The organism is Amycolatopsis tolypomycina (assembly GCF_900105945.1).
GTDB lineage: Bacteria > Actinomycetota > Actinomycetes > Mycobacteriales > Pseudonocardiaceae > Amycolatopsis > Amycolatopsis tolypomycina.
The window spans coordinates 5,261,179-5,283,441 of record NZ_FNSO01000004.1; the positions used below are offsets into that span (position 1 = coordinate 5,261,179).

24 protein-coding genes are annotated in these 22,263 nt (G+C 71.9%); 6 read left to right on the forward strand and 18 right to left on the reverse strand.

Annotation, left to right across the window (positions count from 1 at the left end):
• Window positions 1–27 precede the first annotated feature (27 nt).
• A complete protein-coding gene (locus BLW76_RS33580; protein ID WP_091315063.1) occupies window positions 28–666 on the reverse strand; it encodes a DNA-3-methyladenine glycosylase in 639 nt (212 codons plus the stop codon).
• A gap of 112 nt (window positions 667–778) precedes the next feature.
• Here BLW76_RS33580 and BLW76_RS33585 point away from each other — a divergent pair, with 112 nt between their 5' ends.
• The 3 genes from BLW76_RS33585 to BLW76_RS33595 are packed head-to-tail and all read left to right on the forward strand — an operon-like array spanning window position 779 to window position 2,624.
• Entirely contained in the window at window positions 779–1,315 is a 537-nt protein-coding gene (locus tag BLW76_RS33585) for a hypothetical protein (protein WP_091315065.1), read from the forward strand.
• A complete protein-coding gene (locus tag BLW76_RS33590; protein ID WP_091315067.1) occupies window positions 1,312–1,971 on the forward strand; it encodes a DUF4166 domain-containing protein in 660 nt (219 codons plus the stop codon). The genes BLW76_RS33585 and BLW76_RS33590 overlap by 4 nt, the downstream gene beginning before the upstream one ends.
• Window positions 1,971–2,624 carry a TetR/AcrR family transcriptional regulator gene (locus tag BLW76_RS33595; RefSeq protein WP_091315069.1) on the forward strand — a complete coding sequence of 218 codons (654 nt, stop codon included), beginning with the start codon at window positions 1,971–1,973 and terminating at the stop codon, window positions 2,622–2,624. Before BLW76_RS33590 ends, BLW76_RS33595 begins: the two co-directional genes overlap by 1 nt.
• On the opposite strand, the gene argH is transcribed toward BLW76_RS33595, so the two are convergent.
• The 8 genes from argH to argC are packed head-to-tail and all read right to left on the reverse strand — an operon-like array spanning window position 2,617 to window position 10,040.
• Entirely contained in the window at window positions 2,617–4,032 is a 1,416-nt protein-coding gene (gene argH, locus BLW76_RS33600; protein ID WP_091315072.1) for an argininosuccinate lyase, read from the reverse strand. The genes BLW76_RS33595 and argH overlap by 8 nt on opposite strands.
• Window positions 4,033–4,067: 35 nt before the next feature.
• Window positions 4,068–4,322 (reverse strand): argininosuccinate synthase, encoded by a 255-nt coding sequence (locus BLW76_RS50825; RefSeq protein ID WP_091315076.1) that lies wholly within the window; start codon window positions 4,320–4,322, stop codon window positions 4,068–4,070.
• On the reverse strand, window positions 4,319–4,819 hold the full coding sequence (locus BLW76_RS33610; RefSeq protein WP_086852567.1) for an arginine repressor: 501 nt from the start codon (window positions 4,817–4,819) through the stop codon (window positions 4,319–4,321). The genes BLW76_RS50825 and BLW76_RS33610 overlap by 4 nt, the downstream gene beginning before the upstream one ends.
• Entirely contained in the window at window positions 4,816–5,742 is a 927-nt protein-coding gene (gene argF, locus BLW76_RS33615) for an ornithine carbamoyltransferase (RefSeq protein WP_091315078.1), read from the reverse strand. Before argF ends, BLW76_RS33610 begins: the two co-directional genes overlap by 4 nt.
• The gene (locus BLW76_RS33620) at window positions 5,742–6,944 is read right to left on the reverse strand and encodes an acetylornithine transaminase (RefSeq protein WP_091315080.1); all 1,203 of its coding nucleotides are present in this window, start codon (window positions 6,942–6,944) and stop codon (window positions 5,742–5,744) included. The genes argF and BLW76_RS33620 overlap by 1 nt, the downstream gene beginning before the upstream one ends.
• The gene (gene argB / locus BLW76_RS33625; protein ID WP_091315083.1) at window positions 6,941–7,858 is read right to left on the reverse strand and encodes an acetylglutamate kinase; all 918 of its coding nucleotides are present in this window, start codon (window positions 7,856–7,858) and stop codon (window positions 6,941–6,943) included. Before argB ends, BLW76_RS33620 begins: the two co-directional genes overlap by 4 nt.
• Window positions 7,855–9,015 (reverse strand): bifunctional glutamate N-acetyltransferase/amino-acid acetyltransferase ArgJ, encoded by a 1,161-nt coding sequence (gene argJ / locus BLW76_RS33630; RefSeq protein ID WP_091315086.1) that lies wholly within the window; start codon window positions 9,013–9,015, stop codon window positions 7,855–7,857. The genes argB and argJ overlap by 4 nt, the downstream gene beginning before the upstream one ends.
• Complete coding sequence (argC, locus tag BLW76_RS33635) at window positions 9,012–10,040, reverse strand: N-acetyl-gamma-glutamyl-phosphate reductase (protein WP_091315089.1); 1,029 nt, start codon at window positions 10,038–10,040, stop codon at window positions 9,012–9,014. Before argC ends, argJ begins: the two co-directional genes overlap by 4 nt.
• 74 nt (window positions 10,041–10,114) lie before the next feature.
• Here argC and BLW76_RS33640 point away from each other — a divergent pair, with 74 nt between their 5' ends.
• Window positions 10,115–11,071: a helix-turn-helix transcriptional regulator gene (locus BLW76_RS33640; RefSeq protein ID WP_091315092.1), complete on the forward strand. Its 957-nt coding sequence runs from the start codon at window positions 10,115–10,117 to the stop codon at window positions 11,069–11,071.
• A 307-nt stretch (window positions 11,072–11,378) separates the two neighbouring features.
• Here BLW76_RS33640 and BLW76_RS33645 read toward each other — a convergent pair whose 3' ends face one another.
• Window positions 11,379–11,876, reverse strand: a complete 498-nt coding sequence (locus BLW76_RS33645) for a helix-turn-helix domain containing protein (protein ID WP_091315095.1) — start codon at window positions 11,874–11,876, stop codon at window positions 11,379–11,381.
• A 203-nt stretch (window positions 11,877–12,079) separates the two neighbouring features.
• Window positions 12,080–13,663, reverse strand: coding sequence for an alpha/beta hydrolase (locus BLW76_RS33650; RefSeq protein ID WP_091315098.1), 1,584 nt, complete (start codon window positions 13,661–13,663; stop codon window positions 12,080–12,082).
• A 193-nt stretch (window positions 13,664–13,856) separates the two neighbouring features.
• On the opposite strand from BLW76_RS33650, the gene BLW76_RS33655 reads away from it, so the two are divergent.
• Window positions 13,857–14,546: a DNA alkylation repair protein gene (locus tag BLW76_RS33655; RefSeq protein WP_091315101.1), complete on the forward strand. Its 690-nt coding sequence runs from the start codon at window positions 13,857–13,859 to the stop codon at window positions 14,544–14,546.
• Between the two features lie 350 nt (window positions 14,547–14,896).
• On the opposite strand, the gene pheT is transcribed toward BLW76_RS33655, so the two are convergent.
• From pheT to infC, 7 genes are all read right to left on the reverse strand, one after another.
• Window positions 14,897–17,458, reverse strand: a complete 2,562-nt coding sequence (gene pheT, locus BLW76_RS33660) for a phenylalanine--tRNA ligase subunit beta (protein WP_091315103.1) — start codon at window positions 17,456–17,458, stop codon at window positions 14,897–14,899.
• Window positions 17,458–18,519: a phenylalanine--tRNA ligase subunit alpha gene (gene pheS, locus BLW76_RS33665; RefSeq protein ID WP_091315107.1), complete on the reverse strand. Its 1,062-nt coding sequence runs from the start codon at window positions 18,517–18,519 to the stop codon at window positions 17,458–17,460. The genes pheT and pheS overlap by 1 nt, the downstream gene beginning before the upstream one ends.
• A 133-nt stretch (window positions 18,520–18,652) precedes the next feature.
• A complete protein-coding gene (locus BLW76_RS33670) occupies window positions 18,653–19,486 on the reverse strand; it encodes a DUF6159 family protein (protein WP_091315111.1) in 834 nt (277 codons plus the stop codon).
• Window positions 19,487–19,537: 51 nt separating this feature from the next.
• Window positions 19,538–20,353: a TrmH family RNA methyltransferase gene (locus BLW76_RS33675; RefSeq protein WP_279627742.1), complete on the reverse strand. Its 816-nt coding sequence runs from the start codon at window positions 20,351–20,353 to the stop codon at window positions 19,538–19,540.
• Window positions 20,350–20,727, reverse strand: a complete 378-nt coding sequence (gene rplT, locus BLW76_RS33680) for a 50S ribosomal protein L20 (protein WP_004559056.1) — start codon at window positions 20,725–20,727, stop codon at window positions 20,350–20,352. The genes BLW76_RS33675 and rplT overlap by 4 nt, the downstream gene beginning before the upstream one ends.
• Before the next feature lie 67 nt (window positions 20,728–20,794).
• Window positions 20,795–20,989 (reverse strand): 50S ribosomal protein L35, encoded by a 195-nt coding sequence (rpmI, locus tag BLW76_RS33685; protein ID WP_043780277.1) that lies wholly within the window; start codon window positions 20,987–20,989, stop codon window positions 20,795–20,797.
• A gap of 67 nt (window positions 20,990–21,056) precedes the next feature.
• Window positions 21,057–21,677 (reverse strand): translation initiation factor IF-3, encoded by a 621-nt coding sequence (infC, locus tag BLW76_RS33690; RefSeq protein ID WP_086840451.1) that lies wholly within the window; start codon window positions 21,675–21,677, stop codon window positions 21,057–21,059.
• Window positions 21,678–21,866: 189 nt separating this feature from the next.
• On the opposite strand from infC, the gene BLW76_RS33695 reads away from it, so the two are divergent.
• Window positions 21,867–22,226 (forward strand): DUF1844 domain-containing protein, encoded by a 360-nt coding sequence (locus BLW76_RS33695; RefSeq protein WP_167384819.1) that lies wholly within the window; start codon window positions 21,867–21,869, stop codon window positions 22,224–22,226.
• Window positions 22,227–22,263 lie beyond the last annotated feature (37 nt).

Consider the following 22,263-nt stretch of genomic DNA (forward strand, 5'->3'; position numbering starts at 1 on the left):
TAGATCCTCCCGCACCAGGTCAACCGACTAACTGGCGGGTCGGACCCGTCGCTTCCCGCCGCGGCGGTAGGTGGACACGGCGGGCGAGCCGTCGACCCAGAAGCGCCACGGCGTGTCCATCGCCATCGCCACGCCGACGCGCGGGCCGCTGCGGATCCTGTCCGGCTCCACACGCTCCCCCACGCGCAGCCGGACCGGGGACTCCGGGTCGGTCAGGTCGACGCCGTTCTGCTCCCGGTCGATGCGCAGCACCGACGTCAGGATGGCCGGGCCCTTGGCGAGTTCGCCGGTCCCCCGCGCGTTCGGCCGCCGCCTGCGGACGACGTCGAGGCCGGTGACGACTTCCCCCGCCCGCAGCAGCACCGCGCCGGCCACGCCGTCGTGCGAGCCGACGATGTTCGCGCAGAAGTGCATCCCGTAGACGAAGTAGACGTACAGGTGCCCCGCCGGTCCCCACATGACGGCGTTGCGCGGGGTCCGGCCGCGGTAGCAGTGCGACGCCGGGTCGTCCTCGCCGCGGTAGGCCTCGACCTCGACCAGCCGGACGCCCACGGTGCCGTCGGGGCCGTCGGCCTCCAACACCGAGCCGAGCAGCAGGTGGGCCAGGTCGACCGGGTCGAGCGCGAGTTCGTCGCGGGTGAACAACCGGCCTGCGTCGCCGCTCAAACGGACTCCCTCTCCTCGGCTGCCTGGCCCGGTCACCCTAACCCTTGAGCGATCGCTCAAACTTCTCTACAGTCTGTTTGAGCAGTCGCTCAAACCAGGAGGGGAGCCGGAGATGCGACCGAAAGCGCTCTACGTCGAGACCGTGATCCGCACGGACCTCGACACGCTGTGGCGGCACACCCAGGACCCGGACCTGCACCGGCGCTGGGACCTCCGCTTCAGCGACATCACCCCGGTCGACGGCCATTTCCGCTACACCTCGCGCTTCCTGGGTGTCACGGTCACCGGCATCGGGGTGAGCGCGGCGAACCGGAATTGGCCGGACGGTTCGCGCACGTCGGTGCTGCGGTTCGCCTCGGCCGACCCGCTGTCGCTGATCAGCGAGGGTGCCGGGTTCTGGCGCTACACGCCGGTCGGCGACGGCGTCCGATTCGTCACCGGCTTCGACTACGGCACCCGCTGGGGACGCTTCGGCCGCGCGGCGGACCGGGTGTTCCGCCCGTTGTTCGGCTGGATGACGGCCTGGTCGTTCGACCGGCTGCGGCTCTGGCTCGAGACCGGGACGCCACCCGAGGAACAGCTCTTGACCGAGCCCTCGGCCGCCCGCTGCGGCCGGACCCGCCCGCGCGCGAAGGTCGCGGCGCGGTGACCGGCGTCTTCGAGCGCACGCTCGGCGCGGACTTCGCGAAGCTGCACCCGCGGATGCGGGACAGGCTCGCCCTGTCGGACGGGCGCGGGATGATCGGCCACGGCGTGATGGACCGGATCTGGCGTGGTCCCGGCTTCACGCTGCCGTTCCTGTGGCTGGGGTCGGCGCGGCACATCCTGTTCCCCGAGCGCGGCCGGAACGTGCCGTTCACCATCGAGAACTACCCGTACGTGGACGGGTACGGCCGCGAAACGGTGTCCTTCGTGCGGACCTTCGAGTTCCCGCGCCGTCGCCGGCGCTTCGACGCCCAGATGGTGCACAGCGCGCAACGCGGGCTCGTCGACTACCTGGGCACGCACCAGCACCTGGCGGTCGACCTCGCCGTGTCGGTGCGGCCGGACGGCGGGTTCCGGATCCGCTCCGGCGAGTTCCGGTTCCGGGACGGGACGCACCTGCCGCGAGCGCTCACCGTGACCGCCGCGGTCGACGAATGGTTCGACGACGGCCGCGGGCAGTTCCGGATCGAGGTCGCGGTGGTCCATCCCCGGTTCGGGCCGGTGTTCGGCTACGAGGGCGGCTTCGGCGCGCGGTACGTCGACGTCGGCGGTGGGGTGAGCGGGGCGGTCAAGCCGCTCCGTGAGAAGGTCATGGACTGATGGGCACCGGCCGGAACTCCAGTTCGCAGGACACGAAGCAGCGGCTCGTGGACGGCGTGCTGGAAGTCGTCCGGCAGCAGGGCATCACCGCCGTCTCAGCCCGGTCCGTGGCCGGCGCCGCGGGCGCCAACCAGGCGCTGGTCTTCTACCACTTCGGCACCGTCGAAGAGCTCGTCGCGCAGGCGTGCATCTCCGCGACGGAGGCGCGCGTCGCGCTCTATCGGGACCGCTTCGCCGCCGTGGCCACGGTCGGCGAGCTGCTGGCGCTCGGCCGGGACATCCGGACCGCGGAGCGCGCGGAGGGCAACCTGGCCGTCCTGGCCCAGACCCTGGCCGGCGCGCAGGGCAGCGAACGGCTCGCCGAAGCGACCCGCGAAGCCCTGGGCAAGTGGATCACCGAGGTCCGGACGGCGCTCGAGCGCGTGCTCGAGGGTTCGCCGCTGGCCGAGCTCGCGGACCCCGACGGACTGGCCCACGCCGTGTCCACCGGGTTCCTCGGACTGACGCTGTTCGACACGGTCGACCCGGGCGGCGCCGAGCAGGCCGTGGCCGCGCTGGAGCAGCTGGCCGTGCTCGTCGACGTCCTGGACGGGCTCGGCCCGGTGGCCACCCGGGCCGTCCGGGCCAAGCTCCGGAAATCCCGCCTCAGTTGAGCCACTGGCGCGCCGCTGTGACGCGCTCCTCGAGCCGCGCGCGCTGCTCGGCCACGCGCGCCGGCGCCGTGCCGCCCCGGGCGTCACGGGAGTTCACCGAGCCTTCGACGGTGAGGACTTCGCGGACCGCCGGCGTCAGTGCCGGGTTGATCTTCTCGAACTCTTCGTCGGTCAGCTCGTCCAGGCCAACGCCGCGGGACTCGGCGACGCGCACGCTCTCGCCGGCCGCTTCGTGCGCAACGCGGAACGGGACGCCCTGGCGCACCAGCCACTCGGCGATGTCGGTGGCCAGGGTGAACCCGGCCGGGGCCAGCTCGGCGAGCCGTTCGGTGTGGAAGGTGAGCGTTTCGAGCATGCCGGCGATCGCGGGGAACAGGAGCTCGAGCTGCTCGACCGAGTCGAACACCGGCTCCTTGTCCTCCTGCAGGTCGCGGTTGTAGGCCAGCGGCTGCGCCTTGAGGGTGGCCAGCAGGCCGGTGAGGTTGCCGATCAGCCGGCCCGCCTTGCCGCGGGTCAGCTCCGCGACGTCCGGGTTCTTCTTCTGCGGCATGATCGAGCTGCCGGTGGCCCAGGCGTCGTCCAGCGTCACGTAGCCGAACTCGGCGGTGTTCCAGATGATCACCTCTTCGGCGATCCGCGACAGGTTGACCGCGAGCATCGCGACGGCGAAGGCGAACTCGGCGACGAAGTCGCGCGAAGCGGTGCCGTCGATGGAGTTCTCGACACTCGTGGCGAAGCCCAGCTCCTCGGCGACGGCCTCGGGGTCCAGCCCCAGCGACGAGCCGGCGAGCGCACCCGAGCCGTAGGGCGACTCGGCCGTGCGGGCGTCCCAGTCCTGCAGCCGCGAGACATCCCGCAGCAGCGCCTGGCCGTGGGCCATCAGGTGGTGGGCGAGCAGCACCGGCTGGGCGTGCTGCAGGTGCGTGCGGCCGGGCAGGATCGCACCCGGGTGCCGCTTCGCCTGCGAGACCAGCGCGTCGACGACCTCCAGGGTGCCGGCGACGACCCGACGGGCGGCGTCGCGCAGCCACATCCGGAACAGCGTCGCCACCTGGTCGTTGCGCGAGCGGCCGGCGCGCAGCTTGCCGCCGAGCTCGGTGCCCGCGCGCTCGAGCAGGCCGCGTTCGAGTGCCGTGTGCACGTCCTCGTCGGCGATCGTCGGGGTGAACTCCCCGGACGCGACGTCCTGGGCGAGCGTGTCCAGCGCGGCCAGCATGCCGGCGAGCTCGTCTTCGGTGAGCAGGCCCGCCTTGCGCAGCACGCGGGCGTGCGCGCGGGACCCGGCGATGTCGTAGGGCGCCAGGCGCCAGTCGAAGTGCGTCGACGCGCTCAGCGCGGCCATGGCCTCCGCCGGACCGCTGGCGAACCGGCCGCCCCACAGCTGCACCGGCTGCTCGTTCCCGCTCACTGTTCTCGCTTCTCCTCGGTGTTGCGTTCGGGTGTTCAGGCGACCGTGATCCGGCCGTCGTACAGGACCAGGCGGACACTGGCACATCCGCGGCCGGTCCGCCGTTCGAGTGCGGCGCACGCTTCGCCGCGCCCGATCCGCTGCGCCTCACCCCGTGCGCACAGCATCCGGCGCGCTTCGGCGACCGAGACGGTCTCGCCGTCGATCGCCACCGGGATCCCGCGGTCGAAGGTGATCACGACCTCGTCCGGCGCGAGGAACTCCCCCTCGGCCGGAAAGATGTCGATCATGGTGATCCTTCGTCCGCCGATCGCTGGGCGAGGGCGGCGAACCGCTCGGCCAGATCCTTGCCGGTCAGCGGCTCGCGCGCGATCACCGCGACGGTGTCGTCGCCCGCGATCGAGCCGACGACCTCTTCGAGCGCCGCCCGGTCGATCGCGCTGGCCAGGAACTGGGCCGCGCCCGGTGGCGTCCGCAGCACGGTCAGGTTGCCCGACGAGTCCGCCGAGACCATCAGCTCGGCCAGCAGCCGCGAGAGCCGCGACGTGCCGCCCTGCACCCCGCGGACCGGGCTGCCGTCCTCGGGGATGACGTAGACCGGCGCGCCGGAGTCGGGCCCGCGCAGCTTGACCGCGCCCAGCTCGTCGAGGTCGCGCGACAGCGTCGCCTGGGTGACCTCGATGCCTTCGGCGGCCAGCAGCTTGGCCAGCTCGGTCTGGCTGCGGATGGTCATGGTGGACACCAGCTCGGTGATCCGCGCCTGGCGCCCCACGCGGCTGCCGGTCATCGCCGGCTCTCCTCGAAGAGCCAGACCAGCAAGGCCTTCTGGGCGTGCAGGCGGTTCTCGGCCTCGTCCCAGACCGCGCTGGCCGGGCCGTCGATCACGTCGTCGGTGATCTCCCAGCCGCGGTGCGCGGGCAGGCAGTGCAGCACGATCGCTTCGTCCGCGGCCCGCTTCAGCAGCTCGGCGTTGATCTGCAGGGCGCGGAACGGACCGACCCGGTCGAGACCGTCGTTCTCCTGCCCCATCGACGTCCACGTGTCGGTGACGAGCACGTCCGCGCCGTCGACCGCCGCGTGCGGGTCGGTGAAGACGGTGACGCTGCCGCCGGTCTCGGTCGCGCGCTTCTTCGCGTCCAGCATCACGCCCTGGTCGGGCTGGAAGCCGACCGGCGAGACGACCCGGACGTGCATCCCGGCGGTGACCCCGCCGAGCAGCAGCGAGTGCGCCATGTTGTTGGCGCCGTCGCCGAGGTAGACGAGGGTGAGGCCCTCGAGCTTGCCCTTGCGCTCGCGGATCGTCATGAGGTCGGTGAGCACCTGGCACGGGTGGAACTCGTCGGTGAGCGCGTTGACCACCGGGATCGACGCGGCCGATGCCATCGCTTCGATGCGCTTCTGCGCGAAGGTGCGCCAGACGATCCCGTCGACGTACCGCGAGAGGACCCGCGAAGTGTCCTCGATGGTCTCTTCGCGGCCGAGCTGCATCGAACGGCCGTCGACGATCACCGGGTGGCCGCCGAGCTGGCTGATGCCGACCTCGAAGGAGAACCGGGTGCGCGTCGAGTTCTTCTCGAAGATCGCCGTGATGGACTTGCCGGCCAGGGTCTTGTTGCCGAGCGGGTCGGCCTTGAGCGCGTCGGCGAGGTCGAGGATGGCTTTCTGCTCGGCCGGACTGACGTCGTCGTCGCGGAGGAAGTGGCGCAGCATCAGTCGGAGTCCTTCGTGGTGGAGTCGAGCGCGTTCGGGAGGGCGGCGAGGAAGCCTTCGGCCTGTTCGCCGTCGAGGACGAGCGGGGGCGCGAGCCGGACGGTGTCCGGGGCGACCGGGTTGACGAGGTAGCCGGCGTCCTGGGCGGCCTGGGCGAGCGCCGCCGAGACGGGCTGTTTCAGGGCGATGCCGAGCAGCAGCCCGGAGCCGCGCACGCCGGCGACGAGCGGGTGTCCCAGTGCCTCGACCCCGGCCGCGATGTCCTTGCCCAGCGCGGAGACGTGGTCGAGGAGGCCTTCGGCGGCGATGGTCTTCAGCACGGCCAGGCCGGCCGCGCAGCAGACCGGGTTGCCGCCGAAGGTGGTGCCGTGCTGGCCCGGCTTGAGCAGGTCGCCCGCCGCGCCGACGCCGATCACCGCGCCCAGCGGGAGACCGCCGCCGAGGCCCTTCGCCAGGGTGATGACGTCCGGCACGATGCCGGCCTGCTGGTAGCCGAACCAGGTGCCGAGTCTGCCGAGCCCGGTCTGCACCTCGTCGAGCACCAGCAGCGTGCCGGTGGCCTTGGTGATTTCGCGGGCGGCCTGCAGGTAGCCGTCCGGCGCCGGGATGACGCCCGCCTCGCCGAGCACCGGCTCCAGGAAGAGCGCCGCGGTGTCGGTGTCGACGGCGGCCTTGAGAGCTTCGACGTCTCCGAACGGCACGTGCTGGACGCCGGGCACCAGTGGCTTGAAGGCGTCGCGCTTGGCGGGCTGGCCGGTGAGCGTCAGCGCGCCCATGGTCCGGCCGTGGAACGCCCCTTCGGCGGCGACCACCTTGGTGCGCCCGGTCAGCCTGCTGATCTTCAGCGCGGCTTCGTTGGCCTCGGCGCCGGAGTTGACGAACAGCACCTTGCCGTGACCGGTGAGGCCGGCGACGTCGAGCAGCGCCTCGGCGAGCTCGACGGCCACCGGGTTGACGTAGAGGTTCGAGGTGTGGCCGAGCCGCTGGATCTGCTCGGTGACGGCTTCGACGACGGCCGGGTGCGCGTGGCCGAGCGCGTTGACGGCGATGCCGCCGACCAGGTCGACGTACTCCTTGCCGTCGGCGTCCCACACCTTCGCGCCCTCGCCGCGCACCAGCGTCAGCTTGGGCGTGCCGTAGTTGTCCATCAGGGCGGACTGCCAGTGCGCCTGGCCGTCCACATTGGACGTGAGGTCGGTCACGGGAGCTCCGTTTCGGGGAAGACCATGGTGCCGATGCCGCGCGAGGTGAAGACCTCCAGCAGCACGGAATGGGCGAGGCGGCCGTCGATGACGTGCGCCCGGCGGACGCCGCCGCGGATGGCGCGCACGCACGCCTCCATCTTCGGGATCATGCCGCTGGCCAGGCCGGGCAGCATGGTCTCGAGCCGGTCGACGCGGACGCGGTCGATCAGCGAGGACCGGTCGGGCCAGTTCGCGTACAGGCCTTCGACGTCGGTGAGCACGACGAGCTTCTCCGCGCCCAGCGCGGCCGCCAAGGCACCGGCGGCCGTGTCGGCGTTGACGTTGTGCACCACGCCGTCGACGTCCGGGGCGACCGTGGACACGACCGGGATGCGCCCGGCGTTGACGATGTCGAGCACGGCGTCCGGGTTGACCTCGGCGACCTCGCCGACGAGCCCGATGTCGACCTGCTCACCGTCCACAGTGGCCTGTTTGCGCTCGGCGGTGAACAGCCGGGCGTCCTCGCCGGAGATGCCGACCGCGTACGGCCCGTGGGCGTTGATCAGCCCGACGAGCTCCCGGCTGACCTGGCCGGTGAGCACCATCCGGACGATGTCCATCGTCTCCGGCGTGGTGACCCGCAGGCCGCCCTTGAACTCGCCTTCGACACCGAGCCGCTTGAGCATCGCGGTGATCTGCGGGCCGCCGCCGTGCACGACGACCGGGCGCAGGCCGGCCAGCCGGAGGAACACCATGTCCTCGGCGAAGGCCGCCTTCAGCTGGTCGTCGATCATCGCGTTGCCGCCGTACTTCACCACCACGGTGGCCCCGTGGAACCGCTGCAGCCAAGGCAGCGCCTCGATGAGCACCCCGGCCTTTTCGGCCGCCGTCGCGAGTCGTTCGTCCGCGGAAATCAGAGCCTCCTGGTTCATGAGGAGTACGCGCTGTTCTCTTCGACGTAGCCGTGCGAAAGATCCGTGGTGTAGATGGTCGCGGTGCTGGTGCCGACACCGAGGTCGACGACGATTTCGATGGCCCGGCCGGTGAGGTCCGCTTCCGACCGGTCGGCGGCGGGCACGCCCTGGGCGAAGAGGGTGACGCCGTTGATCGCGATCGACACGGCCTCGGGGTCGATGCGGGCAGGCACCCGGCCGAGCGCCATGGCGATCCGGCCCCAGTTCGGGTCGGAGCCGAACAGGGCCGTCTTGACCAGGTTGTCCTCGGCGATCGTGCGGGCGACGGCGATCGCGTCGGCCTCGGTGGCCGCGCCGCGCACGGTGACGTCGACGTCCTTGGTCGCGCCCTCGGAGTCCGCGCGCAGCTGGAGCACCAGGTCGTGGCTCACCGCGGTGAGCAGCTCGGTGAGCTCCGCTTCGGTGGGCTCGACCCCGCTGGCACCGGAGGCCAGGACCAGGACGGTGTCGTTGGTGGACGTGCCGCCGTCGACGTCGAGCCGGTCGAAGGTGACGTGGGTGGCCGCGCGCAGGGCGCGGTCGAGGGTCTCCTTGTCGACCACGGCATCGGTGGTGAGGACCGACAGCATCGTGGCGAGGTTCGGCGCGAGCATGCCCGCGCCCTTGGCGAAGCCGCCGACGCTCCAGCCGCTGTCGTGCTTCGCGAAGGCCTGCTTGGGTTTCGTGTCGGTGGTCATCACGCCCTTGGCGGCGTTCAGGCTCGCTTCGGGGCTCGCGTCGAGCGCCTTGAAGGCCGTGTCCACTCCGGACAGAACGGCGTCCATCGGGAGCCGTTCGCCGATCAGGCCGGTGGAGCAGACCGCGACCTCGATCGCGCCCGCCTGCAGGACCTCGGCGACCTTTTCGGCCGTGGCGTGGGTGTCCTGGAAGCCACCCGGACCGGTCGCCGCGTTGGCGCCGCCCGAGTTGAGGACGACGGCCTTCAGCCGCTGCTGCTTGAGCACTTCCTGCGACCACAGCACCGGCGCGGCCTTGATGACGTTGCGGGTGAACACGCCGGCCGCGACGTCGAGCGGGCCGTCGTTAACGACCAGGGTGAGGTCGAGCGCGCCGGAGGCCTTGATCCCGGCGGCGACGCCGGCGGCGCGGAAGCCCTGGGGGCCGGTGACGGTCACGGTGCCACTCCTACGGTGGAAAGGCCGGTGGTCTCGGGGAGGCCGAGGGCCAGGTTCATCGACTGGACGGCACCGCCCGCGGTGCCCTTGGTGAGGTTGTCGATCGCGGCGACGACGACCAGGCGTTTCGCGTCGGCGTCGACCGTGACCTGCAGCTGGGTGTTGTTCGAGCCGAGCGTGGCCGACGTCGTCGGCCAGGCGCCCGCGGGCAGCAGCTGGACGAACGGCTCCGCGTCGTAGGCCTTCTCGTAGGCCGCGCGGGCGGCGGCCTCGTCGACGCCTTCCTTCAGCGGGGCGCTCGCCGTGGTGAGGATGCCGCGGGGCATCGGCGCGAGCACCGGGGTGAAGGACACGGTGACCTTCTCCCCCGCCACGGCCGAGAGGTTCTGCGCGAACTCGGGGGTGTGGCGGTGGGCGCCGCCGACGCCGTACGCGCTCGCCGAGCCCATCACCTCGGAGCCGAGCAGGTTCGGCTTGAGGCTCTTGCCGGCGCCGGAGGTGCCGGTGACCGCGACGATCGTGACGTCGGGCTCGATCAGCCCGGCGGCGAACGCGGGCGCCAGCGCCAGCGAGCCGCCGGTCGGGAAGCAGCCGGGCACGGCGATGCGCTTGGTGCCGGTGAGCCTTTCGCGGGCGCCGGGCAGCTCGGGCAGGCCGTACGGCCACTGGCCCGCGTGGTCGCCGCCGTACCAGCGCTGCCAGTCGCCCGCGTCGGCCAAGCGGTGGTCGGCGCCGAGGTCGACCACCAGGACGTCCGGGCCGAGCTGCGCCGCGATCGCCGCGGAGTGCCCGTGGGGCAGCGCGAGGAAGACGACGTCGTGGCCGGCGAGGGTCTCCGGCGTGGTCTCGGCCAGCACGCGGTCGGCGAGGGGGACGAGGTGGGGCTGGTGGACGCCGAGCTTCGTGCCCGCGCTGCTGGCGGCCGTGAGCGCGCCGATCTCGACCTCGGGATGGGTCAGGAGCAGGCGCAGCAGCTCACCACCCGCGTACCCGCTGGCTCCGGCCACCGCGATGTTCACCGTCATACGCATGATTATGCACGCCCTTGCAAGTCTAAACAAACCCGGAGTGGCGGCCGCCACCTTGGGATGCTGTGCCCATGACGGACACCCCGGCCCGGTTGCTCGGCCTGCTTTCGCTGCTCCAGACACCGCGCGAATGGCCGGGCAGCGAACTGGCCGAGCGCCTGGGCGTCAGCCCGCGCACCATCCGCCGCGACATCGAGCGGCTCCGCGACCTGGGCTATCCGGTCGAGGCCAGCCGCGGGGTGGCGGGCGGGTACCGGCTGGTCGCCGGCACCGCCATGCCGCCGCTCGTGCTCGACGACGAGGAAGCCGTCGCGATCGCGGTCGGCCTGCGCACCGCGGCGGGCCAGACGATCGATGGCATCGAGGAAGCGTCCGTGCGCGCGCTGGCCAAGCTGGAGCAGGTCCTGCCCGCGCGGCTGCGCCGCCGGGTGGGCACGATCGGCACGGCGACGGTCGCCGTGCCGGCCACCGGGCCCGTCGTCGACCCGGCGCAGCTGACGGTGTTCGCGGGGGCGATCACCAACCACGAGACCGTGCGGTTCCGCTACCGCGCCCACGACGGCACCGAGACCCGGCGCCGGGCCGAGCCGCTCCGGCTGGTCGCCGCCGGCCGCCGCTGGTACCTGGTGGCCTACGACCTCGACCGGGCGGACTGGCGCGTGTTCCGCGCCGACCGCGTCCGCGAGGCTCAGGCAACCGGCGGCCGGGTGGCGCGGCGCGAGCCGCCGGCCACGGACCTGGCGGCCTACGTGCTGGACCGGTTCTACGACCTGGCGCCGTCGTACCGGGCAGTGGCCGTGCTGGCGGAGCCGGCAGCGCAGATAGCTCCCCGCCTCGGCCCGGCGACCGGCGAACTGACCGACCTCGGCGACGGCCGCTGCCGGTGGCGCAGCCACGAGGACACCGTGGAGTGGCTCGCGTTCCGGCTGCTGGGGCTGGGGTGCTCGTTCACGGTCGAGGAACCGCCGGAGCTGATCGAGCGTCTGAAGGTGATGGCGGCCCACGCGGCCGCGGCGGTGCCCGACTGAGCACGCCGGCCGGCGTGGGCTTGCCTCGTGGTGCACCACTGCTCTCCTTTCCTCGGGATGCCCGGACGACCTTGCGGGGCGTGGACCAGCCCATCGACATGAGCACCGCGTCGCCGAGCACGGTCGCCTCCGCCGCCCACGGGCTGTCCGGTTGTCCGGACTGCTCCGGGGTAGCGCGCCGTGAGCTCGCGGTGGAACGCGACACCACGCGGACCTGCCGGGAGCTCATCGGGCAACTCCGTTCGGTGCGGGACGGGAGCGGCGGCCGGTGGGCCGGTCCACCTGCGGACCGGCCCACCGCCTCCACTCAGCCCGGCTCCTCTCCGTCCAGGTCGGTGCGCCTGCTCGGCGGCACCGGGAGGTAGCAGCCAGGGTTCTCCGGGTCGCAGCCCACGCGCGGCAGGCGGGCGCGGATGCCGCCCGGGGTGCGCTCGAAGTACGCCGCGATCTCCGCGACGCTCTCCCCCGCGATCCACCGGCTCTCCAGCTCCGCGTCCATCTCCTCGCTCCACGGGCGGCCCTGCTGGGCAGGACGATCCGCGGATCTTCGCCGCGCCCCGCGGACCGCGCCGGTGGCGGACAGCAACCCGTCCGAGACGAGCTCCGCCACCGTGGCCGCCACCGCGACGTCCAGGTCGAGGCTGCCCTCGGCCACCGGTTCGCCGCCCGGACCGCCGGCCTCCAGGGTGATCATCACCCGGGGCGTGGGTTCGGGGCGGTCGACGTCCGTCCTGGTCGCGACCATGATCTGGTAGGTGTTCTCCTGTGCCCGGACCTCGGTCCGGCGCTGTTGGATGATCGACATGCCACGAAGGTAGCGCGCACCCCCGACAATTTTCGGTCACGCGCTGCTCACGGGCCACTTCGCTCCGAAATTGTCAGACCCCTCGCCTAACGTTCCCCTCGACCACGAACCGTCACGAGGAGGCGACGATGGGACACCGGCGGACAAGACGCTGCCCCGGTCCGGAGGCACCGGACCGGGGCAGCGGGATCAAGCGGTTTCGCTCAGAAGTGCAGCAGCTGGGCGAGCGTGCTCTGCTTCTCCTGGGCGGCCTTCGCGGAGCTGTCCGACTTCTGCGCCGCGGCGCCGTCGGTCACCGGCGGCACCGGCACCGGGTCGCACTGGACGTCCGAGTGGTTGCCGGGCTGGCGCTTCGGCAGCGTGCCGGTGGCCAGGTAGTCGGCGATCTTGTCGTCCACACACCGCACGCCGGACAGCGAACCGGCGTGCGTGGTCCCGCCCGGCGCGCTGATCAGGCTCGAGTTCGGGAACCGCTTCCGCACCTCGAGGCTGCCGGCGTACGGCGTGGCGGCGTCGAGCTCTTCGCTGATGAGCAGCGCACCGGCCACCTTGCGGCCGTCGATGTCCACCGGCTTGCCCGCCTTGGCGGGCCAGAACGCGCACGGCGCGTTGAACCAGGCGTTGCCCCAGGTCTCGAACGGGGCCTTGAAGTAGGTCAGCCAGTTGTCTATCCGCCACCGGTTCCAGTCGGTCGGCCACTGCACGTCGGTGCACTGCACGCCCAGGTACACGGCGAAGCCGTTGTCGTCGCCCGGCGGGTTCGAGTTGTCGTAGAGCGTCTTGAGCGTCTGCCAGTCACCCTTGTGCACGTAGCCGTCGAAGGCCTTGGCCATGTCGACCCAGCCGAAGACGTAGTAGCCGGCCTGCAGGAAGATGTCGGTCCACTCGTCGCCGCCGATGACCCCGCCCGCCGGGTCCTTGGCGAGCTTGCGCTGCGTGGCGTACCACAGCTTCTCGACGGCGTCGCCGGTCTTGCCGAGGTGGTAGACGTCGTCGTGCTGCGCGAGCCAGTCGAAGTAGATCTTGATGTTCTTGTCGAACGCGACGTCCTGGTCGAGGTTGGCCTGGTACCAGACCTTCCGCGGGTCGACGTTGCCGTCGAGCACCATCCGGCGGACGTTCTTCGGGTACAGCGTGCTGTACACCTGGCCGAGGTAGGTGCCGTAGGAGAAGCCGTAGTAGTTGATCTGCTTCTCACCGAGGGCCTTGCGCAGGCTGTCCATGTCCTGCGCGACGTCGGTCGTCTTGAGGTGGTTGAGGATCTCGCCGTTCTTGCGGCACGCGTCGGCGTACCCCTTCGAGCGGGCGAGCCAGGTCTTCTCCAGCTGCGGCGTGGTCGGCACGTAGGCGGGCCGGTTGTAGCTGAAGTAGTTCCCGTCGCAGCTGATCGCGGGCTTGCTGGAGCCGACGCCCCGCGGGTCGAAGCCGATCCAGTCGTAGCTTTCCCCCGCACCGTCCGGCACGTACTTGCCGAGCACCGAAAGGCCGAGGCCGGAACCGCCGGGACCACCCGGGTTCACCAGCATGATGCCCTGCGACTGCGCGGTCTTGTGCTTGATCCGCGAGACCGCGATCGAGACCTTCGTCCCGCCCGGCTTCGCGTAGTCCATCGGCACCACGAGGAAGCCGCACTCGGCGCCGTTCGCCTTGAGGCTTTCCGACGCGCAGGGGCCCCAGGCGATCGGCGCGGGGGTGAACTGCACCCCTTCCGCGGAGGCGGCGGGCGCGGCAGCCATCAGGCCTGCCGCGAGCCCCGCGGCGGCAATGGCGGCAACAATTCTTTTCACAGTCGTCCTTTTCGTCCGCATTCGACAGTGTTCGCCCGATTCCGACGAAACTACCGGCAACCCTGGACAATCTCGCCGATCGACGCGGCTTTCGCCATCCGCCTTTCGTCGGGACCTGCGTCGCCCGCGCGGCACCGGAACCGTCGGTGGCCGGCGGTACCGTGCGCATCGCCGGAGTGCGACGGGAGGACGGATGAGCGTGGAAGAAAAGCTGGTCAAGGCCATCCGCACCGGGCTGGCCGAGCTGGCCGACCCGGTGAAGGCGCCCGCGATGCGGGCGTACATGAAGTCGGCCATGCCCTTCCACGGCGTGGCGAAGCCCGAGCGCAGCGCGCTCCTCAAGCGGGTACTGGCCGACCACATATTGCCCGATCGGGCGACATTCTCGGCGACGGTGCTGGCGTTGTGGCGCACCGCCGAATTCCGCGAGGAGCGGTATGCGGCGATCGATCTTTCCGGGTATCGGGCCTACCGGCAGTGGCAGGACCCGGAGCTGGTGCCGGTGTACGAGGAAATGATCGTCACCGGGGCGTGGTGGGACCACGTGGACGAGCTCGCCATCCGCCGGATCGGCCCGATCCTCCGGGCCCACCGCGCCCGGATGACGCCGGCGATGCTGTCTTGGGCAACCGACGGCGACCTCTGGCGCCGCCGCACGGCGATCATCTGCCAGGTGGGGGCCAAGGAGGACACCGACACCGACCTGCTCACCCGCGCGATCGAGCCGTCGATCGCCGAGCCGGAGTTCTTCCTGCGCAAGGGAATCGGCTGGGCCCTGCGCGACTACGCCAAGACGGCGCCGGACTGGGTGCGGTGCTTCGTGGCCGACCACCCGGGGTTGTCCGGGCTGTCCCGGAGGGAGGCGCTCAAGCACATCGGCTGAGGTGACGGTGGGGTGGACCGGGAGGGTCGGTTCGCGTACCTGGCCGGTCGGCTCGCGTACCCGGACGGTCGGCTCGCGTGCCGGGGCAGTCGAGACGCGTGCCGGAGGGGTCGACCCTCGTACCTGAGCGGCCGGCTCGCGTGATCGGGCGGCCGGCTCGCGTGCCGGAAGGGTCGGCTCGCGTGCCTGGAGGGACGACACGCGTGACTGCAGGGTCGACACGCGTGATTGGAGGGACGACACGGCGGGCTTGAGTAGCTCGGGGGCCGGAAAGCGGCCGGCCCCTCCTGCTCTGGTGAGCGGGAGGGGCCGGGTGAGCGCCGGGCCGGTGAGCCTCGGAGTGGTGGGCGTCAGGCGCGGAGCGTTGCGTTGAAGCGCTCGCCCGCTGCCGCCACTGCCGCGTCGCGGGCCTTGGTGGCCTCGTCGACCGTCAGGGTGCGGTCGGGTGCGCGGAAGCGCAGCTTGTACGCCAGCGAGCGCTTGCCCTCGCCGACCTGTTCGCCCGCGTACGCGTCGAACAGCGTGATGTCCTCCAGCAGCTCGCCCGCGCCCTCGCGCAACACCGACGCGAGGTCGGCCGACGGGACTTCCGCCGCCGCCACCAGGGCGACGTCCAGCAGCACCGGCGGGTAGCCCGAGACGCTCGGGGCCGGGCGGGAATCCGGGAGCGGGATCGCGTCCAGGTCGAGCTCCATCGCCACCGTGCGCGGAGGCAGGCCGAGGGCCTCGACCACCTTCGGGTGCAGCTCGCCCGCGTGGCCGACCGGCCAGTCGCCGACTCGCAGCTGGGCGCAGCGGCCCGGGTGCCACGGCGGGAGGTCGGCCGCCTGGACCGTCAGCTCGACGCCCGCGGCCTCCGCGACCGTGCGGGCCGCCTGGACGGCGTCGGCCCAGTTCGCCGGCTCGCCGGCGCCCCACCAGCCCGCCCGGCGGCGGTTGCCGGCCAGGACGACCGCGACGTGCAGGGGCTGCTCGGGCAGGGCCGCCTCCAGCAGCGCCAGCTCCTCGTCGGTCGGGCGGCGGTCGACGCCAAGGTCCGGGACCTTCAGCGGGTTCGGGGCCGGGAGCACCACCTGGCCGATGTTGTACAGCGAGACGTCCTTCATGCCGCGGGACACGTTGCGCTGCAAGGTGTCCAGCAGGCCCGGCAGCAACGTCGTCGCCAGGCGGTTGCGGTCGGCCTCCAGCGGGTTGCGGACCACGACCGTGTTGCGGCGAACGTCGTCGGACGGCAGGCCGAAGGCGTCCCACACCGTTTCGCTCACGAACGGGAACGGGCGCACCTCGACGTAGCCCGCCTCGGCGAGGGCACGGGACACGGCCCGGACGCGCCGCTGGGCGTCGGTCAGGCCGCGGCCTGCCGGGGCGGCGGGCAGCGTCGACGGGATGCTGTCGTAGCCCTCCAGCCGCAGCACCTCTTCGACGAGGTCGGCCGGCTGGCGCAGGTCGCCGCGCCAGCTCGGGGGGATGGCCGTGACCAGGCCCGTGCCGTCGTCGCCCGTGCCGACCGAGACCTTGCAGCCGATCTGGGTGAGCCGGCGGACCGTGACACCGCGCTGGTAGTTCACGCCCGCGACCTTGTCGGGCAGGTTGATCGGCATCACGACCGGCGGGTTCGGCTCGATCGTGCCTTCGTCGGTGCGGCCGGGCTGGATCGCCGCGTCGCCGTACTGGCGCAGCAGACGGGCGGCCAGCTCGACGGCCGCCGCGCACAGCTGCGGGTCGGTGAACCGCTCGAACCGCTTGGCCGCCTCGGAGAACAGCTTGTGCCGCCGGGCCGTGCGGCTGATCGCCGCCGGGTTCCAGTGCGCCGCCTCGAGCAGGACGTCGGTGCTCTCCGTGGTGATCTCGGTGCTCGCGCCTCCCATCGTGCCGGCCAGCGAGATGACCCCGCTGTCGTCGGCGATCACGATGTCGTCCGGGTCGAGCGTGCGCTCGACGTCGTCCAGGGTGGTCAGCTTCTCGCCCGGCTGCGCGCGGCGCACCACCAGGTCGCCCTGGATGGCCTTGGTCGCGAACGCGTGCAGCGGGTGCCCGAGCTCGAGCATCACGTAGTTGGTGACGTCGACGGCCAGGGAGATCGACCGGATGCCGGCCAGCATCAGCCGCCGCCGCATCCGCCACGGGGTCGGCGCGGTCGCGTCCAGGCCGGTGACCCGGCGCAGCACGAACCGCGGGCAGCCTTCCGGGTCCTCGACGCGGACCGGCCAGGCGTCGCCCTCGGCCGCCGGGACCTCGAGCAGTGCCGGGTCGCCGAAGGGCACGTCGAGCGCGTTCGACAGCTCGCGCGCGAGCCCGCGGATCGACAGCGCGTAGCCGCGGTCCGGGGTCGCGGCGAGCTCGATCACCGAGTCGTTGAGGCCGAGCAGCTCGCTCGCGTCGTCGCCCGGGCTCGCGGTGCCCGGGGGCAGCACGAGGATGCCGGTGTGGTCGTCGCCGAGGCCGAGCTCGCGGGCCGAGCAGATCATGCCGTCGCTGATCCGGCCGTAGGTCTTGCGGGCGGCGATCTCGAAGTCGCCGGGCAGGACGGCGCCGGGCAGCGCGACGACGACCAGGTCGCCCTCGGCGAAGTTGCGCGCGCCGCAGATGATGCCGCGGGTCTTGATGCCGTGCGGGCCCTCGTCGAGCTCGCCGGCTTCGTCGTCGTCGTCCTCGTCGTCGAGTTCGTCGTCCGCGGCTTCGTCGGCGGGCTCGCCGACGTCGACGCGGCAGAAGCGCACCGGCTTCTTGAACTCGGTGAGCTCCTCGATCTCGGCGACCCGGCCGACGACCAGCGGGCCGGTCACGGGACCGAGCTCGTGCAGGTCGTCGACCTCGATGCCGATCCGGACGAACGCGTCGGCCAGGTCCTGCGGCGTGACCTCCTCAGCGAGATCGAGGTGTTCGGTCAGCCAGCTGACTGGGACTCGCACTATGCCTCCGTTCCGAAGGGAAGGGTGAAGCGGACGTCGCCCTCCACCATGTCGCGCATGTCCGGGATCCCGTTGCGGAACTGCAGGGTGCGCTCGATGCCCATGCCGAAGGCGAACCCGGAGTACACCTCGGGGTCGACGCCGCAGGCGCGCAGCACGTTCGGGTTGACCATGCCGCAGCCACCCCACTCGACCCAGCCGGGGCCGCCCTTCTTCTCCTCGAACCAGACGTCCACCTCGGCGGACGGCTCGGTGAACGGGAAGAAGTGCGGGCGCAGCCGCGTCTTGGAGCTCTCGCCGAACATCGCGCGGGCGAAGGCGTCCAGGGTGCCCTTGAGGTGGGCCATGGTGATGCCCTTGTCGACCGCGAGGCCCTCGACCTGGGTGAACACCGGGGTGTGGGTCGAGTCGAGCTCGTCGGTGCGGTACGTCCGGCCGGGGCAGACGACGTACACCGGCAAGTCGCGGTGCAGCAGCGTGCGCGCCTGCACCGGCGAGGTGTGCGTGCGCAGCACCAGGCCGGAGTCCTCTTCGCCGACGTAGAACGTGTCCTGCAGCTGGCGGGCCGGGTGGTCCTTGCCGAAGTTCAGCGCGTCGAAGTTGAACCACTCGGCTTCGATCTCGGGACCTTCGGCGACCTCGTAACCCATCGCGACGAAGGCGTCGGCGACGCGTTCGGAGACGGTGCTGATCGGGTGCCGGGCGCCGCGCGGGACGCGGTCCCACGGCAGGGTGACGTCGACGGCCTCTTCGCGCAGCACGCGCTCGTCGCGCTCCGCCTGGAGCTCGGCGCGGCGGGCGTCGAAGGCCGCCTGGACGGCCTGTCGCGCCTCGTTGACGCGCTTGCCCGCCTCGGCCTTCTCCTGCTTCGGCAGGGCGCCGATCCCGCGGCGGGCGAGGCCCACCGGTGACTGGTCGCCGAGGTGGGCCGGCTTGACCTCGGCCAGCCCTTCGAGCCCGGTCGCGGCGGCGAACGCCGCTTCGGCGGCCTTGACCGCCTCCTGCAGCGTCTCGGGGGCGAGCACCGCGCCCTGTGCTTCCTTCTCCGTGGCTCCGGACATAACTCCTCGGCGTCCGCTGGGACTGGTCGTTCACGCGCCGCCGCACACGGCACGCGAGAGGTCAAAGGCGGGAAAAGTCTATGGGATCGGCTCCGCGCGCCCCCGGTCGCCCCGGGGGCGCGCGGCCGCGGCGTCAGCGCGCGCGGAACGCCCCTTCGAAGTCGACCGACGCGAACTCGCCGGGCACGGCGCCCTCGGCGGCGTAGCGGTACAGCGCCGTCTGGTAGATGCCGGACAAAGTCGTGATGAAGACCGCCACGAGCAGGGTCCAGACGATCGCCAGCCCGACCGCGACGAACAGCGTGGCCGTGCCGCCGAGCAGGAACCCGCCGCCGAGGAACACGACGTACCCGGCCAGGGTGAGCAGGAACCCGACGATGCCGAGGCCGGCGGTGCCGGCGACGTTCTCGCCCCAGGCGCGGCGGAACAGCTCGACCGACCGCTTGACGCCGTCGCGGACCCCGGCGCCTTCGAGCATGACCGCCGGCAGCACGAGGTACGTGGTGAACCGCCAGGCCATGCCGACCAGGCCGCTGATGATGCCGCCGAGGAAGCCGAGCCGCTCCTCGATCGTGCGCAGGACCACGCTGACCGTCGCGGTCACCCCGGCCCAGCCGAGCAGGGCCGGCCAGCGACGGCCGGCCGCGGCGAGGCCGGCGCCGACACCCGGCATCCCGCCGTCACCGCGCAGCGCCACGGCCGCCTGGGAGATCAGGGCGGCGTTGAAGAAGATCGTGACGAACGCCGAAACGAGGTAGAACGCCGCGAGCAGCACGTACGTGCCGACGGTCGGCCGGAAGTCGTCGGCGTCGAGGTGGACGGTGAAGAACGCGGGTGTCAGGAACACCGCGGCGACCAGCAGCCCGGCGATCCCGGCGAGCACCGGGAACCACGCCAGGCCCTTGTGGGCGCGCAGCACCTTGAACGAAGCGGAGAACAGCGCGAACGAGCGGGCGAGCCTGCCCATGGAACCCCCCGATATCGGCCACAATGGATATTGCGGGAGCCTACTCGCAGGTCAGCGCCGCGCCGCCATGGCGCTCGTGTAGACGCAGACGGCCGCGGCGGTGGCGAGGTTGAGGCTCTCGGCGCGGCCGTACAGGGGGATCCGGACGGCGAGATCGGTGCGGTCGAGGACGTCGGCGGGCAGGCCGTGTGCCTCGTTGCCGAACACCCACGCGGTCGGCGCGGCGAGGTCCACCCGATCGAGTTCGGCGTCGGCGTAGCCGTGGGCGGCGAACGTCCGCAGGCCCGCGGCCGAGCAGGCCGACAGCGCCGCCGGGACGTCGCGGACGCGCGCGATCGGCAGGTGGAACAGGCTGCCGGCGGCGGCGCGGACGCACTTGCCGTTGTGGGGGTCGACGGTGTCGCCCGCCAGGACCACCGCGTCGGCACCGGCCGCGTCGGCGACGCGGATGACCGTGCCCGCGTTGCCGGGGTCGGCGACGTCCACCAGCACGACCACGAGCCGCGCGGCCGGCGTCACGGCCTCCTCGAGGGGCCGGTCCAGCAGCGCGCAGACGGCCACGATGCCTTGGGGCGTCACGGTTTCCGACAGCCCGTCGGCGGCGCGGTCGGTGATCGGCGAGACGCCGAAGCCGGCCGCGCGGGCGGCGTCGAGCAGGTCGGCGTGCTGTGCGGACGCGCGCGAAGTGACGAACAGCTCGTACACCGTGCCGTCGGCCAGCGCGGCCTCGACGGCGTTGGCGCCTTCGGCCAGGAACCGGCCGGTCTTGTCGCGTTCCGCGCGCCGCGTCAGCTTGCGCGCAGCAACGACCCGGGGGGTCCGTTCGGTGAACGGTTCCGCCCCGGGTCGGGGAAAGCTGCCGGTCAGGCCGACTTCGCTTCGCCGGTGTTGACGTTGGCCTTGGCGAGCTCGGCCAGCGCGGTGAAGGCGGCGGCGTCGTTGACGGCGAGGTCCGCGAGGATCTTGCGGTCGACCTCGACACCCGCGGCCTTGATGCCCTGGATGAACCGGTTGTAGGTCACGCCGTTGGCGCGGGCGGCCGCGTTGATGCGGGTGATCCACAGCTGGCGGAAGTCACCCTTGCGGGCACGGCGGTCCCGGTAGGCGTAGTTCAGCGAGTGAAGCGTCTGCTCCTTGGCCTTGCGGTACAGCCGCGAACGCTGGCCGCGGTAGCCGCTGGCCAGTTCGAGAGTTGCGCGACGCTTCTTCTGGGCGTTGACCGCCCGCTTGACGCGTGCCACGGGTCCATCCTGTCGATCTCAGGGGGCGAGGGGGACGCCCCGGGTGGTTACAGCAAGTTCTGCGGGATCAGATGCCGAGCAGGCGCTTGACGCGGCCGACCTCGGTCTTCGACACCTCGGTGGTGCCCTCGAGACGGCGGGTCACGCGGCTGGACTTCTTCTCCATGCGGTGGCGCCGGCCGGTCATCTGGCGGCGCAGCTTGCCCGTCCCCGTCTTGCGGATGCGCTTGGACGTCCCGCTGTGGGTCTTCATCTTCGGCATTTCTGTCCTCTTTCGTGCGGCGGCTCACCGGAGAACCGGTGAGCCGCTGACTCGTGCTGGTCGGCGCCTACGCCTCGGGGGCCTGCTCGGGGGCGGGCTCGGCCTTGGCCTTCGGCTTCACGTTCTTGTGCGGGGCCAGCACCATGATCATGTTGCGGCCGTCCTGCTTGGCGGACGACTCGACGAACCCCAGCTCGGTGACGTCCTCGGCGAGCTTCTGCAGCAGCCGGTAGCCGAGCTCCGGCCGGGACTGCTCGCGGCCGCGGAACATGATCGTGACCTTGACCTTGTTGCCCGCCGCCAGGAAGCGCGACACGTGACCCTTCTTGGTCTCGTAGTCGTGCTGGTCGATCTTGGGGCGCAGCTTCTGTTCCTTGATGACGGTCAGCTGCTGGTTGCGCCGCGATTCGCGGGCCTTCTGCGCGCTCTCGTACTTGAACTTGCCGAAGTCCATGAGCTTGCACACCGGCGGGCGGGCCTGCGGCGCGACCTCGACGAGGTCGAGGTCGTTCTCCTGCGCCAGGCGCAGCGCATCCTCGATCCGGACGATGCCGACCTGTTCGCCGGCGGGTCCGACGAGACGGACTTCCGGCACCCGGATTCGGTCGTTGATGCGTGTCTCGGAGCTGATGGGGCCTCCTTGGTCCGAGGAATGTTTCCTGTTCTCGTTTCGACCTGGTGCCCACATAGCGAAGGCCCCGACACCATGCGGTGCGCGGGGCCCACTCTGTTTCCGATCGTGCCCGCGAAGGCACTTGTTCACCCTGGACGGGTGAGACCGGACCCGGCCACCTGTACGGTGACGCGGGTGGGAGCGGGGCTCCACTTGCCGCCCCCGATCGCTCGGGAGCTGGTCGCTCGTGGAAGGGTACCAGACGTGTCAGAACAACCCTCCGAACAGCCCCCGTATTCCCCCGACGCCCGCCACCTGGAGGACATCCCCAGTGTGGAGGTGATCAGCCGCGCGGCGGTGATGCTGCTGTCGGCCGGCGCCGAGCGGCTCGGGCTCGCCGACGCCGACCCGGCGACCTCTCCCCACCGCGACCTCGACGAAGCGCGGCGGCTCATCACGGCGCTGGCCGGGCTGGTGACCGCCTCCGCGGAGTACCTCGGCCTGCACGCCGGGCCGTTGCGGGACGGGCTGCAGTCGCTGCAGAAGGCCTTCCGGGAGGCTTCGGCCGTGCCCGACGAGCCCGGGCAGGGGCCCGGCGAGAAGTACACCGGCCCGGTTTACTGATTCGACGGCTTGGCCTGGCCTCGCGCCGGCCGGGGCC

Coding starts and splice junctions, on each gene's coding strand:
- BLW76_RS33585 (WP_091315065.1), top strand. CDS start 779: ATGCGACCGAAAGCGCTCTACGTCGAGACCGTGATCCGCACGGACCTC.
- BLW76_RS33595 (WP_091315069.1), top strand. CDS start 1,971: ATGGGCACCGGCCGGAACTCCAGTTCGCAGGACACGAAGCAGCGGCTC.
- BLW76_RS50825 (WP_091315076.1), bottom strand. CDS start 4,322: ATGATCGACATCTTTCCGGCCGAGGGGGAGTTCCTCGCGCCGGACGAG.
- BLW76_RS33610 (WP_086852567.1), bottom strand. CDS start 4,819: ATGACCGGCAGCCGCGTGGGGCGCCAGGCGCGGATCACCGAGCTGGTG.
- argF (WP_091315078.1), bottom strand. CDS start 5,742: ATGCTGCGCCACTTCCTCCGCGACGACGACGTCAGTCCGGCCGAGCAG.
- argB (WP_091315083.1), bottom strand. CDS start 7,858: ATGAACCAGGAGGCTCTGATTTCCGCGGACGAACGACTCGCGACGGCG.
- argC (WP_091315089.1), bottom strand. CDS start 10,040: ATGACGGTGAACATCGCGGTGGCCGGAGCCAGCGGGTACGCGGGTGGT.
- BLW76_RS33640 (WP_091315092.1), top strand. CDS start 10,115: ATGACGGACACCCCGGCCCGGTTGCTCGGCCTGCTTTCGCTGCTCCAG.
- BLW76_RS33645 (WP_091315095.1), bottom strand. CDS start 11,876: ATGTCGATCATCCAACAGCGCCGGACCGAGGTCCGGGCACAGGAGAAC.
- BLW76_RS33655 (WP_091315101.1), top strand. CDS start 13,857: ATGAGCGTGGAAGAAAAGCTGGTCAAGGCCATCCGCACCGGGCTGGCC.
- pheS (WP_091315107.1), bottom strand. CDS start 18,519: ATGTCCGGAGCCACGGAGAAGGAAGCACAGGGCGCGGTGCTCGCCCCC.
- BLW76_RS33670 (WP_091315111.1), bottom strand. CDS start 19,486: ATGGGCAGGCTCGCCCGCTCGTTCGCGCTGTTCTCCGCTTCGTTCAAG.
- rpmI (WP_043780277.1), bottom strand. CDS start 20,989: ATGCCGAAGATGAAGACCCACAGCGGGACGTCCAAGCGCATCCGCAAG.
- infC (WP_086840451.1), bottom strand. CDS start 21,677: ATGTGGGCACCAGGTCGAAACGAGAACAGGAAACATTCCTCGGACCAA.